Origin of the sequence: Bhargavaea cecembensis (genome assembly GCF_001619585.1) — a bacterium.
GTDB classification, from domain to species: Bacteria; Bacillota; Bacilli; order Bacillales_A; family Planococcaceae; genus Bhargavaea; species Bhargavaea cecembensis_A.
Map to the genome: position 1 here is coordinate 348,557 of NZ_LQNT01000011.1, position 15,065 is coordinate 363,621.

Sequence of the window (15,065 nt, forward strand, 5' to 3'; positions counted from 1 at the left end):
GATGCTCCCATAAGACAGGGAGAGGCCGGATCGCACCTCTCCCCTTCTTTGGAATTCTTCTATTCCCGAAGCGGTGGCAGGTGCTTTTGAAGGGTCTTATGAACCCTCATGATGCCCCACATGCCCTGCTCGATATCCCAGCGGATGTTTCCGGAGCGGTACATATAGTCACCCGGATTCCCCGCCAGCGAGCCAGCTCCGCCGTTTAACAGCAAGTTGCGGACAGCTCCGGCAACGCTAAATCCGACGAACGATTCAACCCGTGAATTGGCATCTTTTGCATCAAAGTGCCAGCGGTGGCCATGCAGGTGGAATGTGTGTGACCTGCGCCTTTCTGCCGGCGTCACCAGCCGGATGGTGACCGGATCCCTCACATAGCTCTCAAACACCGGCGTGGCCGGGTCTTCGAACACGTTGGAGGAAAACAGTTCATGGAGCACCGGGTGCTCACGGTAGCGGTTGATGAGACGCTCGGAGCGGTAGTTGAATCCCCGTGACCCCTGATCGTAAGTGTCCACCAGGTCTGCATCAGCTTCCGGCGGAGCCAGTAGAATGCCGTCGACCGGGTCAACGATCAGCTGGTCGTCATTATCCAGAAGACGAACGCCGTCATGCATGACCAGTACAAACTCTCTGATATCCGGAAGCAGCGGATTCTTCAGGATCACATTGGCTCCGGAGCGTACGGGCTTCAGCGAATACGGATCGACATATTCCGTAAATCTGGGCTCGGCAATGAATGCTCCGAAGGCACCGTGGCCTTTGTGGTTGCGGATGTCCGCCATATCCCACAAACCGCAGGCGCCAACCTGGGAATCCACAAACCATCGATAGGTCCTGCTTTCGCCCGGCCCGACTGTCTGGTCACCGTTGAATCCGACCGTTTCTCCGGAAGAGGTTTTGACATCATAGTCAATCAGCTGCGGGTGCAGCGAAATCCTGAGGGACGGCGGATAGAACGCCTGCTCCTTGACCTGCGGATACGGGTAGATGCCGTCCTTGAACGGGAACAGGTCGAGTTTCAGCATGCTGGTCAGGGTCACATCGACTGTATCCCCCACGTTTGCCCGGAGAATCAGCGGCTCCGGGGTCTTCTTCCCAGCCAGCAGATCCTTCATGTCTGCACGGTGGGCAAATACGATTCCATGGGGATCATGGTCTCCGTACCGGTTGTACTGCAGCGGAATCTGGAAAGCGACGATGTCAAATTTCCGGACCGGACCTTTAACCGGCCGGCAGGTCGGGTCATCGGCGGGCGGTGCATGTCCTGTGCATTCCGGCAGCGGCTTGCTCTGTTTCGGCGGCAATGGCCGGTCCGACAGAGGAATCAGGTCCGGCACCCGCTCGGCATATGCACGGATCAGCCCCCACAGACCGTTCCACAGATCCTCCTCTGTTTCAAAGGCCCATAAATAATCTCCGGCTCTTGGAATAAAGGTCTCCAGCGTGAACGACTCCGATATTCCGGTGTGCTGCTGGCTGTCCAGCCGGGAATAGAGGTCGCCGCGTTCCTTTAGCCACCTGAGCCCGTGGACGTTAAAGCTATGGGACTCTTCCTGCGCCCCCTGGAGCAGCCGGATACGGATCGGGTCACCCTCATAGGCCCGAAGAATCGGCGTCACCGGATCACCGTGGACGTGTGAGCTGAAGCTATAGGCCGGATCGCAATCCGGACCCAGCCGGAACTGCAGCGGCTCGTTTTTATAGTTCACTCCGAACAGACCGGGATCATCCTGCGAACCCGGGAATTTCGGGGGGTTCAGCGGTTTTCCGTCATTGTCAAACAAAAGCGTGAAGTCCTGTGAAAACAGGGCGAAATCCCGGTAGTTCGGAATGAGCGGATTCTCTACGGTCACTTGCGTTCCATGGTCCACTTCGTCGCCCGTCCTCGGATCAAGGAAAGTGGAAAAGCGGGGATGGATCACGCCAGAACCGAATACACCGTGCTGCTGGTGGGACAGCGGGAACAGGTGATCATGGAAGAACCACGCCTTCAGCTCAACGTCCGCAAAATAGGAATATTGGGCCGTTTCCCCCGGCAGGACGGATGAATCGTAATTCCATCCCACATTCGCCCCGTCACAGACAAGCACATCGAATTTGACGAAGTGAATGTGGAATCCGTTCTCATACGTCCTTGTGACGAGCTGGAACGCGTCGCCGTCCAAAATATGCGGCAGCCTGTTCGTGTAATTGATCTTGATGCATGTATTGGCATTTGCGTGAATGACAAGCGGTTCCGGCTCTTTCTTACCTGAACAGACATCCTCCAGGTCTTCGTCCAGGACATACATCCGGCCCTTTGGATCGTGCCAGCCTTGCTTGTTATACGTGATGGGGAGTTCAATGACCGAAATATTAAATTCCTTGACCTCGACCCCCGGCGGACACGGCTCGGTGAAGACTGCACCCGGCCGCGGATTCGGAACGGCCGCGTGCCGCTCCAGTTCAGTCAATCCCCTGCCGCCGACAATGCCGAGCGGCGGACGGGGCGCTTTGTTCCCGACCTTGCCCGGAATGAAGTTTGGAAATCCGGGTCTCAGCTTGGTCGGTTTTGGCGGCGGATCCCGGTCCGGAAGGGGCTGCAGTGCCTTGATCGGCACCCCGTTCGGGTAACACTGGCTTCCATCCTGCAGGGTATTGAAGATCCGGTTCATCCCCCACATGCCGGCTGCAAAATGGGGATACAGGTGACAGTGAACGATTGCGTCACCGAAAGCCCCCTGTAAACTGCCCAGACCGTAGAGCGGCTCAATCGTATAGTGAGACTGAGGGCTGATTGCCTGGGCATCAAAGATTTCGGATGCCAGATCTCCCGGATCACTGAACCATTGATGGACATGATAGTGGAACACGTGGGTTTCCTTGGAACCTCCGTGGAAGAGGCGGATTTTCGCGGGATCCCCCACATAGCCCCTCAGGATGGGCGCAGACGGATCTCCGAACACCCACGAATCATGGTGGACTTCCTCCCCCGCAGCATTTGGGGCGACGACGCCTTCCGAAAGCAGCTGGGACCGCCGGTTTTCCGGTTCATAGCGGTAGTTGGCCCCATGAAACGATTCTTCATCCTGGTTGGTGATATGGTTGATCGGCCGGTTCCCGGTGATATCGTCCACTTCCATTTCATCATGAAACATCCAGACATATTCCCGGAATGACGGCAGAAACGGATGATGGATATCTGCATACACCCCGCTGTTGCTTGGTTTCCCGGTCACCGGGTCTGTCCACCAGGAAAAACGGTTTTGCACCACCAGCGCGCCGAAAAGGCCGTTTGTACTTGAGCCGTTTTCCGTGCTTGACGGATTGCCCAAGTCCGAGAAGAAGTAATTTCCCCCCTGAACGGCATGGATTTTGTAAAGCACACATTCACCGGGTGCTGCGGTGCTGTCTTTGTTGAAGCCCACCATGGCACCATCGGAATCACAGACATCGTAATCCGCTTCCTGGAAATGGATTCCGGTATTAAACGGCAGCTTGTTCTCGAACAACACTTCTACGAAATCGCCCTCATTGGCCCGGATAACAAGGGGCTCAACGAGATCGACCGGTGTAAACGGGTTTTTCCTGACAAGATCCTTCACTTTCTGCTCATTTTCTTTTAGTACGTACATCATGCCATTTGGGTTGTGGTCTCCGAATGTATTGACCACAATCCGGATCGGAATGGCCACCACGTGGTACCTGCGTATCATGGTTTATCCTCCTTTCTGTTGATTTTTCAGATCCGGAATCTTCTCACCCATCCCGGTCTCTATATAAAACACATCAATGGAATGGACATGGACATGCCATTCCTTCTCTTCCAGTGCAGGAACATGGGAGACCTCTACATCCAAGACCGCCATATCATCAACCACATCTTTGAGAATCCCGATGTACAAGAATGGAAAAGACTCGGTCAATATGAACACCTTTCGTCCGATGTTGCTCCTGAAATGCTCGATAATCGCCCCATCCCGTCTCACATTGACCATATGCATCTCTTGAAAATCCATAAGTGACACCTCCCTGTCAGGTTTTGGGGTGAAGAATTACGTTAACGGAAATACGAGGTCACACGGCACCTCAGTTGAAAAAGCAGTGATCCTCTCCAGCGGGATGCTCAGCGGAAACGGAAATCTGTAGAACGGCGCGTTCACCATTTTCACGTTCACCGGCGTCAATGTAATATGGCCTCCGCTGACCTCATCGACCGTTCCGCAGAAAATCGGGCGGAATACCTGCCCCAGCAGGTTCAGCTGGACAGCATTCGTAATGATCAGCACTTGCCTGCCCTTCAGTTTCCGGAATTTCTCCAGCAGCTCCTCATCTTCCCCGCAATTATGATCTGGCTTGTATTTGCTCATATCCTCTCACCCCCCCTCCAAGCCCTCATGCTTCAAAACCCTGACACTGCGAACATCAGAAAACTGCGCGGATCCATTCCTTCCACACGGTCATCAGTCGGATGGTAGAGACAGACTGGATCTCTTCCAGAGGAATCACATGGTTTTTGCGCAAGAGTTTCAAGTAGAGATTTTTCTTGTCTGTCCTTTCAATTCTTCCGGTGAACCTCCGGCCGGCCACCAGAACTTCGACCCACGTCTTCTGCCAGGTGTGCAAGTTGGTTCTAAGCGATTCTTCAAAGAACTGTTGAACGAGCGCATCTCTTTTGGAGACTGTTTCACCGAATTTGAGGATGATTTTCTGGCGCAGCTGATTGTCATAGATAAAATTTTGGTGGGGGTTGGAATACGTGGGGGTGCCAAACGGGATCTCTGCGGATTCGATGGCGGTATACGGGATCCAGATCCGTTGCTTCAGGTTGGTGAGCATGACAAAATCCCTGCCGATCGCCGTCACTTTTCCGGAAATCGTACCTGCCTCTTCCTTTGCGAACTTGGGGGTAATCACGACTTCCTGATGACGCTTCATTTTAAAGAACTTTTTTAGGACCAGCGTCTTGCGGTGGGGCTCATACTGATTGATCAGCTTGAACAGGTTCATCTGGCTGATCTGCTCCTCCAGAATCCGCGTTTCCTCTGCTGACACTGCGCTTGCCGGTGATGAAAAGGATGGCTTCTTGCTTGATGGATCCATTGCAATCCCTGCCTTTCCTGCGGTTCTCCCCTTTGCCGTTTAACCGCTAATATATGGAATGGAAATATTTTGAATTAGTCCTTTTACCCGTCAATGCAGAATGTGCAAAGAGGCACCAAAAGAGAAAAGCCCTCAGGCAGGAGGCAATTACACCGGCCGCCTTGCCTGAGGGCTATTTGATAAGAGCTTCAATATGCTCGGCGATCTGCTGCACGTTGACGGCAGCCTGCCCCGTGTTCATGTCATGGACGGCCCGGATCTGATTTCTGGTATCCAATACATACATTGTCGTGCCATGAACAATCTGTCCGTCCTGGTCTTTCTGGAAAGCCATCTTGAACTGGTTCGTGACCCCCTTCGTCTGCTCAGCGGTTCCCCGGAGGAACACCCAGTTCCCGGCAGTGATTTCAAACTGTTGTTTGTATTTTTCAATCCTGTCCGGAGTATCCACTTCAGGGTCGAGTGTGATGAGAATGACGTCGTAGTCTTTTTCTTGAACGCCCTTTTCCTCCAATGTTTCCTGGAGCCTCAACAGGTCCATGACGGTCATCGGGCAAACATCCGGGCACTGGGTGTAATAAAACGCCACGAGCTTCGGCTTTCCTGAAGAGAAGGCATCCGTTTCGCCCGTGATTGAAGGCACCTTTGGATCGTCGACTGCGGCAAGCTTGGGGAGGTCTACAGTCCGGGGCCATAAAAAGTAGACTGCTGCAAATCCGAGAAGAGCGATCAAACCAATCACTAAAATTCTTTTCAAACGGTTCACCCTCAAACTTTCATTGAATATAAAACGAGGCCCACGATCATAGTAAGCAGCAGTGTGGCGAATCCGCACAGCTGATACATATTCAGCAAGAGCTGGGTATGGTCGGAGATGGGGATGCTGCAGATCTGCGGGTTCTTCAGAACCTCCCCGATCATCACACCCATCGAGATGCCGATCAGTCCGTTGTAGAGACCGGCCAGAACCGAATGGTATTTGACGAGCGCTCCGAAAAGAGTCCCGATCACTGCTCCGAGAAGAAGATTCAGAAGAAAAACCAGGGAGAGACCGGCTGACATCAACACAGTCACATGCATTCCGAGAACGAGTGTGGTACACAATGTTGCCGTGCTCGTAATAGTGGTGGCGTACCGGTCGTCAAACAACTGCTTTCTTCTGCGCAAGCCAAAATAGCAGAAACATGCTGCCGCAACATTCCAGATCAGCAGTCCAATAATACCCAGCATTTCCTCACCCTCATGACCTCTTGACCGCGGCGGACAGGACTCCGATGATCAGGAATATGAACACTTCCAGAACCACCGTGAAAAAAATTGGGTCTGTCAGAATGGCCCCCAGCATGGGCGCCATCATGCCCATCATCAGGCCGTTGACCAGCCCGGTCAGCATCGTCTGGTAGTCGAACAGCGCACCAAATAACGCACCGGCTCCCATCCCACCCAAAGTGGCCACCATCGTGATGGCCGTGAAGTGGAACGGATATTGAAAGATCAAGAATATCCCCGTCGACAGGGCGACCAGCCCGCCCAAAGCCATGGCAATATTCATTCCCAGATGAAAACCGACCAACTTCCGGTAACGGTGCACATACACATACAGCAAGGCAAACATCACCAGATTGATATACAGGATCAAGACAAATGAAAGCTCGCGCATCCAACCACCTCCCGACAGAATATGCGGTGCTGACGGTTTAGGGGCCGGCCTATGTCCGGATATGGCCGGAAGTGTGTAATTGCTTCAATTTAAAAGACCTCCCCTGATCCTGTTAACAGAATCAGGGGAGGTCTATTGTTCACACCGTAATAGCCCATCCGGATAGTGAGGCTCTAATCAGCGGAACTGTTCAGGAAAGCGATCGCGGTTCATGGAATAAAGGACTTCTCCGACCATATCCTCAAAATCGCTTGCGACATTTGTCTGTTTGACGAAGATGGCATTCAAATCGTCTTTCCGGTCTTCAAAGACGATGTAGTGGCTCTGGGCATCGACCTCCACACGGTAATAACCGACGCTGTTCCGAAAACCTGCAGCAGTCTGGCTGATTTCGTACGCCTTTTCCTGGCCCTCTTCATCCGAGATGGTCATTGTCTTGTCACCCGAGAAGTGGATCTTCACCTGGGAACCGTCCTGTGCCACCGCGTACCATTCACCCAAATACTTGTCCGACGGCTTGCACCCAGCCAGCAGGACAAAAACCAGGGCCAGCAGGACTCCTGTCACGATTTTTTTGTTCATATGTATGTCTCCTTCCTTCCGCGCTACCTTCACTATGCCAGAATTGACATTGGCAGACAATGGATTGAATGGAAACCCTATTTATGATTGAACAAGTAAAGGGACGCAAACAACAGCACAATCGCGATCACCTTTTTCGCATCAATCGGGAAGCGTACCCCTCCGAACAGTCCGAAGTGGTCAATCACTGCCCCCATGATGACCTGCCCTCCGATGATTCCGGCAAGCGTCGCCGCCACACCAATTTTCGGCACGGAGAAAACAAGAATGATGACATAAATCGCACCCATCAGCCCCCCGATCAACTGCCATCTGGGAACCGTCGCCATGGCCAGCAGGTTGCCGTTCCCGAAAAAGATCACAGCAAAGAACAATGCGAGCGTGCCGATCAGGAATGAAATAAACGATGCTTCAATCACGCCGTCGCCATCCAGAGCCAGGTTTCCATTCACCTGGCTCTGGATGGCGACGGCGATGCCGCCGATCAATGCAAGTAACGGAAAAAGCAGCTTCATTCAACATACTCCCCTTGTGAACAAGTCATCTTTAAGTCTTTTGAATATTGTATCAGATTAGCCTGTTCTACTCCGAATTCCCGGTATAAAAATGCCCCTTCCGATTGTTTCCGGGAAGGGGTTCAGCTTTAATAGGCAATTCCTACACGTTTTCTCGTGTGCTCGCTGCTTTCTATCTGGCTATATGCGAATTCTGCGGTGTCCGGCACTGAGATCTTGCTGCCGCCTTCCGGCAGGAAATCTGTTTCTGTCCGGTAGTTGCCCAATCGCTCTCCGTCCGGCAAGTATGTCGGGCAGACGATGGTCCAGTCGAGATTGGATTGCTTGAGCAAATTGTAGACTTTTTCATGCTCTTCGGCCGCACGGGTCGTTTTGCGCTTGGATTCGCTTGACTGATAGCGCAAGACTTCCGGAGTGACCCGGCTCTGCAGAATTCCGGCCGTCCCTATCGTGATGATCCGCTCAATCCCTGCCGTTTCCATGGCTTCGATGATCAGCGGCATGCTTTCCGAGAGCGTTGTGCCTCCGTCCGTATTCAGGGCGCTGATCACCACGTCCATTCCGTGCATAGCGCGTGCGACCGCTTCTTGGCTTAATACATCACCCTGTATGACCGTCAGGTGTTCATCGTTGATGTGAACCTTTTCCGGAGAGCGGGCAAGGACTGTGACATGATGTCCGTCTCGAAGCGCATGCCTGATGATATGGCTGCCAACCCTTCCGGTCCCGCCTAATATTATGATTCTCAAGAATGGGCCTCCTCTAGCGTCCTTATCCTCTTAAAGATAACAAAAAAGCCCCCAACCAAAAGTATGAAGCGTTATTAAAGCGCAACAAGACGTTCACGATGCTTTTCCTTTATAACATAGTGGGATTAAATATATTAGGACTCCACCACATTCCCCTCAGCAGGAATCGGATGTAACTGAAGCATTTTAGAGAAATGGATGAGATTGTAAGCCATAATCTTTGCGTGCTGCATTGTGAACTCATTCTTGTTCCCTTCAGCTTCTATATAGGACGGACCAGGACCTGCTTCCCCGACCCAGTATGTATCGACGTTCGGTGGAATGGTGAAGCCGATATGAGATAACCCATACAGAATTGAGGCAGATGCGTGCTTTGCCCCATCTTCATTCCCCGTAACGATTACTCCCCCCACTTTGTTGTAGTAGATATACTGTCCCTTATCATTCGTTAATCCGCTTCCTCCATAGAGCCTTTCCACCACTTGTGTCGCGATACTGCTTTTCTCTCCAAGCCATAAAGGAGTTCCTATAATCAGGATATCTGCGGCCTTCACTTTTTCAAAGATGGCTGGCCACTCATCTCCTTCCCCCTCATCCTCTGTCACACCAAATGCAATCTGATGATCCACTACCCGCACGATTTCACTTTCAATTCGATGTTCTTCAAAGATACTGATGACTTCCTCCATTAATGCCTCCGTGTTTGATGGCTGCTCTGATGATTTCAAGCTGCAGTTTAAAAACAAAGCTTTAGTCATAATTTCTATCGCCCCTTCTGTATTCATAAAATATTCTGTCAGATATCCTTACCCTTGCTCCTGTACTCATTAAACAGACCGGCTTTCAACAGCAAGCTCCTTACTCAGTTTACAAAGACTCTGATTCACACAAACGGCAAAAAGCAGCTTCAGACATCCAAAACAAAGTCCTCTAGACGCGTTGTTAGTGTGGATGATGAAGCTCTTGTAATTTTAATGAAATGGCGTAGCAAGCATATACAGCGCTAGTTTAAATTAGATCTTTCCGCTCCTTTCAATCTGATGATAAGCAACCCATCTTCACGGTCTATAACCAGTTAAGTTGAAGCGAAGGAAAAAACAGCCTAGATGTTCCAGCAGTACATAAATTTTTAGCTAGGGGTATTCAAGGGGTATTTAATACCATATTCAGACACAAAAATACCCTCCTTGCCCAATAAGAGCAAAGAGGGAAAACCCTTGTATATAAGGTTTATTAGCGCTTCGAGAACTGAGGTGCACGACGCGCGCCTTTGAGACCGTACTTCTTACGTTCCTTCATGCGTGGGTCACGCGTGAGGAGACCTGCAGTTTTGAGTGCAGGACGGAAGTCAGGGTCTACCTGAAGCAGGGCACGGGCAACGCCGTGGCGGATTGCGCCGGCTTGTCCAGTGTAGCCGCCGCCGTTGACGTTTACGAGAACGTCGTAGCTGCCGAGTGTTTCAGTCGCTACAAGCGGTTGCTTGATGACTTCACGGAGTGTTTCGAATGGAATGTAATCTTCTGCGTCACGGCCGTTGATTACGACTTTGCCTTCGCCGGGTACGAGGCGTACGCGGGCAACGGAAGTCTTGCGGCGGCCAGTGCCGATGTATTGAACTTGTGCCAAAGTGGTTTCCTCCTCTTAATTACCCGCGAAGTTCGTAGACTTCCGGTTGTTGTGCTGCGTGTGGGTGTTCAGCGCCCGCGTAAACGTGAAGTTTGCGGTACATCTGACGGCCGAGCGGGCCTTTTGGAAGCATGCCCTTGATGGACGTTTCGAGAAGCTTTGTAGGATACTTCTCGCGCATTTCGCCTGCAGTACGCTGACGGATGCCGCCCGGGTGGCCTGTGTGACGGTAGTAGATCTTGTCCTGGAGCTTGTTTCCAGTCATTTCGATCTTTTCTGCATTAATGATGATGACGTGGTCACCTGTGTCCACGTTTGGAGTGTACGTTGGTTTATGCTTGCCGCGCAGGATTGCTGCGACTTCGGACGATAGACGGCCGAGCGTCTTGCCCTCTGCGTCGACAACGAGCCACTTGCGCTCGACTTCTTGGGCTTTCGCCATGTACGTTGTACGCATTTGTTAGTCCTCCTAAATTTCACTCAATCAAAAGTTCCGAGTTCCAAGTTCCGATTCTCTATCCCAAACACAAAGAAACCTTACCGGGGCATTCTTAGTGGGGTTATCGAAATACCGTTTATCATCATACCTTGAATTGGCATTGAAGTCAACCATTTTTGTGTGTACACCAGGAAAAGTTGTTTCATTCCCCGTAGCGCACGTTTTCGAGGTATAAACCCTGTGACTGCGCGGTTTTACCGGCTTTGGACCGGTCCTTTGCGGCGAGGATCCCCGGGATGTCCCCGGGGTCCAGTTCTCCGTTGCCGCACATCCAGAGTGTGCCGGCGATGATGCGGACCATGTTGTACAGGAAGCCGCTTCCGGTAATCACCATATGGAGCTCCTCGCCCTGCCGCTCGAACCGGATGGATTCAACGGTACGGACCTTGTCCTCCACATCGGTCTTCGCCGAGCAGAAGCTTGTGAAATTGTGCGTGCCGATCAGGTGCCGGGCTCCCTCTTCCATCCGGGAAACATCCGGATTCACGCCGAGCGACGGTGTCGTGAAATACCGCCTGAACGGGCTGATGACGTCGGACAGATGCCATATGTACCGGTAGGTCTTCCCCGTCGCCGAGAAGCGCGCGTGGAAACTGTCAGGCACCTTCTCAGCCGAGAGGATGCGGATCGCCCCCGGCAACCGTGTATTGAGGGCCATAGCCCAGCGGTCGTCCGGAATGCCGAGCGGCGTATCAAAGTGCACGACCTGCCCGCTCGCATGCACGCCGGCATCGGTGCGGCCGGATGCATGCACACGGACCGCCTCCCCCTTATGGAACACGGAGAGCGCCTGCTCCAGATCGCCCTGCACGGTGCGACCCTTCGGCTGGATCTGATAGCCTTCAAAGCCGCTCCCGTCATAGGCGATAATCAGTTTGATGCGCGGCATGGAATCTCTCCTTTCAGGTGTTGGAGTCCGGTTTTAAGTGAATCGGGCTGTTGAGTCCGGAAATGGTACTCTAAGTCCGAAACCGGGAATGTAAGTCCGAATCGAGGCGGCTAAGTCCGGAAATGACAGTTTAAGTCCGAACTCTAGAATGTAAGTCCGGAATCGCTGTGCTAAGTCCGGAGTCGATATCCCGAGGCCTTATCCCCTCAGGAACCACAGGGCGACAATTACCGCAAGCAGGATCAGCAGCGCCGTGGTATCCCGCCAGTCCCATTTCAGCTGGCGGTAGCGGGTCCGCCCTTCTCCCCCGCGGTAGCCGCGGACTTCCATCGCGACGGCAAGGTCTTCGGCGCGCTTGAAGGCGCTCACGAAGAGCGGGACAAGCAGCGGGACAACCGCCTGGATGCGTTCCTTCATCGTGCCCGACGAGATGTCGGAGCCCCGTGCAAGCTGGGCCTTCAGGATCTTGTCGGTCTCGTCCATCAGGGTCGGGATAAAACGGAGCGAGATCGACATCATAAGGGCAAGCTCGTGGACCGGGAATTTCACTTTCTTCAGCGGGTTCAGCAGGACCTCGAGCCCGTCCGTAATCGAGATCGGCGACGTCGTGAGTGTAAGGAGAGACGTCATCAATACGAGCACGAGGAAGCGGATCGAGATATAGATCCCCTGCCGCAGCCCTTCTTCATAAATTTTCAGGAAACCGAGCTGGAACAGCAGGTCGCCTTCTTTTGTAAAGAAGATGTGCAGAAGGAACGTAAACGCGATCAGGAACATGACCGGCTTCAGGCCGCCGATGAGAAACCCGATCCTCACTTTCGATGCGAGGATCGAAAACAGCGTGAAGGCGAGCAGGAGCGCATAGCTCACGGTATTGTTCGCAAGGAACACGGCCGCAATGAAAATGAAGACGAAGATCAGCTTCGATCGGGGATCGAGCCGGTGGACGAATGAATCGCCCGGGATGTAGCGGCCGAACACCATTTTCTCCATCATGATGCGCCGCCCCCTTTCGCGAAGTCCGCCGCGAGATAGGCCGCGAGCTGCTCTTCCGTTAGTGCCGGAGGGCCCTTTGGCAGGCCTGCGCCTTCCTCATATAGCCGCTGGAAGCTGACGGTGCGCGGAACGCCGAGGCGCCACCTGGCGAGGCGCTCCGCATCCGCGAACACTTCTTCAGGCGGCCCCTGCAGGACGTCCGTGCCGTCATGCATGACGATCATATGGTCCGCATAGCGCGCGGCGTCCTCCATGCTGTGGGTGACGAGGATCGTTGTCATGTCCCGCTGTTCATGGAGTTCATAGAACAGGTCCATGATCTCCTTGCGTCCTGCCGGGTCCAGCCCTGCGGTCGGTTCGTCCAGGACAAGCACATCCGGCTCCATCGCCAGAACGCCGGCAATCGCGACGCGGCGCATCTGGCCGCCCGACAAATCAAACGGCGACTTTTCCGCCGTCCCTTCCGGCAACCCGAGACGTTCGATCCATCTGAGCGCCCTGGCCTTCGCCTCTTCTTCCTTCACGCCGAAGTTCAGCGGGCCGAACATGACGTCCTTCAGCACGGTCTCCTCGAACAGCTGGTGTTCGGGGAACTGGAAGACGATGCCGACTTTGCGGCGGATCGGCTTCAGCTGCTTGCCCTTCGTCTCCTTGGTGACTTGGGTGTCCCCGATGCGGACGATTCCCGTCGTGGGCTTCAGGAGGCCGTTCAGGTGCTGCAGGAGCGTCGATTTGCCGGAGCCTGTGTGGCCGATGATGGCCGAGTAGGAGCCGGATGGGATGCGGACGTTCACATCAAAGAGCGCCTTCTTCTGGAACGGCGTGCCCGCCGCGTATGTGTAGCCTACCTGTTCGAGCGCAATGTCCATAGCTGCTCCACCAACTTCCGTTCCGTCATCGTTCCGGGCTCTGTATGGATGCCCTGCTCCCCGAGAAGCGAAGATAGCCGCATGGCGAACGGCAGATCAAGCCCGAGCGCCGTCAGCGCCTCTCCCTTCAGGAAGACTTCCTGCGGCGTTCCTTCCGCAAACTTCCGGCCGCCGTTCATGACCACGACCCGGTCCGCAAGAAGGGCCTCCTCCAGGTCATGGGTGATCGAGATGACAGACAGTCCCGTCCTCTCCCTCAAGTCGAGGATGACCCGGATCACTTCCTCACGCCCCTGCGGGTCAAGCATCGAGGTCGCCTCGTCCAGGATCAGGAGCCTCGGCCGGAGCGCCAGGGCCCCGGCGATTGCGACACGCTGCTTCTGGCCGCCCGACAGATGCTGAGGCTCATGGTCAAGGAAGCTGTCCATCTTGACCTGCTTCAGCGCCCCCTGAACACGTAGAGTCATCTCCTCGAACGGGATGCCGTTGTTCTCAAGGGCGAAGGCGACATCGTCCTGAACGGTGGCGCCGACAAACTGGTTATCCGGGTTCTGGAACACCATGCCCATCTGCGAGCGCTTTTCCCAGAGGTTGTCCTCCGTGAGCGGGTCGCCGAACAGCCCCACCGTCCCCTCCTGCGGGAACAGGAGGCCGATCATGAGCCGGGCAAGCGTCGACTTCCCGGAGCCGTTATGCCCGACGACAGCGATCCACTCGCCCGCCTGCATATCGAACGATACGCCGTCGACCGCGTAGCGGCCGTCCGGATCATCCGGTGTATAGGTAAAACGGACATCCTGAAGGGACAGGATCCGTTCCATAGTCATTCCTCCTCTGCTTCACTCAACTCTGCTGTCTATTGTAACGGAATCTGCAGGCCGTGTCGTCCGGTCCCGGCGGGTTTTGGCGGCCCTGAAACGGTGCTACAGCAACATCTCACAACCCGCCGCTCGCACCGTCTCCCTGATTCCGTCCGTATGTAAAAAAAAAGCGCGCACCCCATCTGGTGACTGCGCTTTTGTCGTATGGCATGACCGGCGGCTGCTCACACCGCCGGGACCATGATGGGGTGCGGAGAGCTAGACGGGACGCAAGCAGTTGCTCCGCCCATCATAACGCTCAGCTTTTTCATTTGCCGTATAAATCATTATAGAAAGAAAAGGGTGCCGTCCATACTCGGTAACCGCACACCCTTTTCCGTACCGCAATTAAACGAGTTCGATGATGACGACCGGTGCGCCGTCACCGCGACGAGGGCCGACCTTCATGATGCGGGTATAGCCGCCTTGACGCTCAGCGTAGCGAGGTGCCACATCGTCGAACAGTTTCTGCAGTGCATAGACCGTTTGTTCGTTGCCTTCTTCGTCAGTCGTCGTAACGAGTTCGCGACGGATGAATTCGGCAGCCTGACGGCGTGCATGGAGATCACCGCGTTTTCCGAGAGTGATCATTTTCTCAACGACGGAACGGAGCTCTTTCGCGCGCGTTTCAGTCGTCTGCAGGCGTTCGTTGATGATGAGATCGGTTGCGAGGTCACGAAGCATCGCCTTACGCTGGGAGCTTGTACGACCTAACTTTCTGTAGCCCATCTAGTT

General features: G+C 53.9%; 18 protein-coding genes. All 18 read right to left on the bottom strand.

Annotated features, from left to right (window positions below):
* Positions 1-59: 59 nt before the first annotated feature.
* The 18 genes from AV656_RS12470 to rplQ all read right to left on the bottom strand — a co-directional run bounded on the left by AV656_RS12470 (position 60) and on the right by rplQ (position 15,059).
* The gene (locus AV656_RS12470; RefSeq protein ID WP_063182443.1) at positions 60-3,698 is read right to left on the bottom strand and encodes a multicopper oxidase domain-containing protein; all 3,639 of its coding nucleotides are present in this window, start codon (positions 3,696-3,698) and stop codon (positions 60-62) included.
* Between the two features lie 3 nt (positions 3,699-3,701).
* The gene (locus AV656_RS12475; protein WP_063182445.1) at positions 3,702-4,001 is read right to left on the bottom strand and encodes a hypothetical protein; all 300 of its coding nucleotides are present in this window, start codon (positions 3,999-4,001) and stop codon (positions 3,702-3,704) included.
* A gap of 36 nt (positions 4,002-4,037) precedes the next feature.
* Positions 4,038-4,352: a hypothetical protein gene (locus AV656_RS12480; protein ID WP_063182447.1), complete on the bottom strand. Its 315-nt coding sequence runs from the start codon at positions 4,350-4,352 to the stop codon at positions 4,038-4,040.
* Between the two features lie 55 nt (positions 4,353-4,407).
* Positions 4,408-5,085 (bottom strand): hypothetical protein, encoded by a 678-nt coding sequence (locus AV656_RS12485; protein WP_063182449.1) that lies wholly within the window; start codon positions 5,083-5,085, stop codon positions 4,408-4,410.
* A 172-nt stretch (positions 5,086-5,257) separates the two neighbouring features.
* The gene (locus tag AV656_RS16515; RefSeq protein WP_197462253.1) at positions 5,258-5,842 is read right to left on the bottom strand and encodes an SCO family protein; all 585 of its coding nucleotides are present in this window, start codon (positions 5,840-5,842) and stop codon (positions 5,258-5,260) included.
* A gap of 11 nt (positions 5,843-5,853) precedes the next feature.
* Entirely contained in the window at positions 5,854-6,315 is a 462-nt protein-coding gene (locus tag AV656_RS16520) for a hypothetical protein (protein WP_063182453.1), read from the bottom strand.
* A 10-nt stretch (positions 6,316-6,325) separates the two neighbouring features.
* Positions 6,326-6,745, bottom strand: coding sequence for a hypothetical protein (locus AV656_RS12500; RefSeq protein ID WP_063182455.1), 420 nt, complete (start codon positions 6,743-6,745; stop codon positions 6,326-6,328).
* 177 nt (positions 6,746-6,922) lie between these two features.
* A complete protein-coding gene (locus AV656_RS12505) occupies positions 6,923-7,327 on the bottom strand; it encodes a hypothetical protein (protein WP_063182457.1) in 405 nt (134 codons plus the stop codon).
* 77 nt (positions 7,328-7,404) lie between these two features.
* Complete coding sequence (locus AV656_RS12510) at positions 7,405-7,842, bottom strand: DMT family transporter (protein WP_063182460.1); 438 nt, start codon at positions 7,840-7,842, stop codon at positions 7,405-7,407.
* Positions 7,843-7,970: 128 nt separating this feature from the next.
* Positions 7,971-8,591, bottom strand: coding sequence for an NAD(P)-dependent oxidoreductase (locus AV656_RS12515; RefSeq protein WP_063182462.1), 621 nt, complete (start codon positions 8,589-8,591; stop codon positions 7,971-7,973).
* A 134-nt stretch (positions 8,592-8,725) separates the two neighbouring features.
* Positions 8,726-9,349 (bottom strand): flavodoxin family protein, encoded by a 624-nt coding sequence (locus tag AV656_RS12520; protein ID WP_063182464.1) that lies wholly within the window; start codon positions 9,347-9,349, stop codon positions 8,726-8,728.
* A 475-nt stretch (positions 9,350-9,824) separates the two neighbouring features.
* The gene (gene rpsI, locus AV656_RS12525; RefSeq protein ID WP_063182465.1) at positions 9,825-10,217 is read right to left on the bottom strand and encodes a 30S ribosomal protein S9; all 393 of its coding nucleotides are present in this window, start codon (positions 10,215-10,217) and stop codon (positions 9,825-9,827) included.
* 19 nt (positions 10,218-10,236) lie between these two features.
* Entirely contained in the window at positions 10,237-10,674 is a 438-nt protein-coding gene (rplM, locus tag AV656_RS12530) for a 50S ribosomal protein L13 (protein WP_063182467.1), read from the bottom strand.
* A gap of 184 nt (positions 10,675-10,858) precedes the next feature.
* The gene (truA, locus tag AV656_RS12535) at positions 10,859-11,605 is read right to left on the bottom strand and encodes a tRNA pseudouridine(38-40) synthase TruA (protein ID WP_063182469.1); all 747 of its coding nucleotides are present in this window, start codon (positions 11,603-11,605) and stop codon (positions 10,859-10,861) included.
* Positions 11,606-11,803: 198 nt separating this feature from the next.
* A complete protein-coding gene (locus tag AV656_RS12540; RefSeq protein ID WP_063182471.1) occupies positions 11,804-12,601 on the bottom strand; it encodes an energy-coupling factor transporter transmembrane component T family protein in 798 nt (265 codons plus the stop codon).
* Entirely contained in the window at positions 12,598-13,470 is an 873-nt protein-coding gene (locus AV656_RS12545; RefSeq protein ID WP_063182473.1) for an energy-coupling factor ABC transporter ATP-binding protein, read from the bottom strand. Before AV656_RS12545 ends, AV656_RS12540 begins: the two co-directional genes overlap by 4 nt.
* Positions 13,446-14,291, bottom strand: a complete 846-nt coding sequence (locus AV656_RS12550; RefSeq protein ID WP_063182475.1) for an energy-coupling factor ABC transporter ATP-binding protein — start codon at positions 14,289-14,291, stop codon at positions 13,446-13,448. Before AV656_RS12550 ends, AV656_RS12545 begins: the two co-directional genes overlap by 25 nt.
* A gap of 387 nt (positions 14,292-14,678) precedes the next feature.
* Positions 14,679-15,059, bottom strand: coding sequence for a 50S ribosomal protein L17 (rplQ, locus tag AV656_RS12555; protein ID WP_008298846.1), 381 nt, complete (start codon positions 15,057-15,059; stop codon positions 14,679-14,681).
* Positions 15,060-15,065 lie beyond the last annotated feature (6 nt).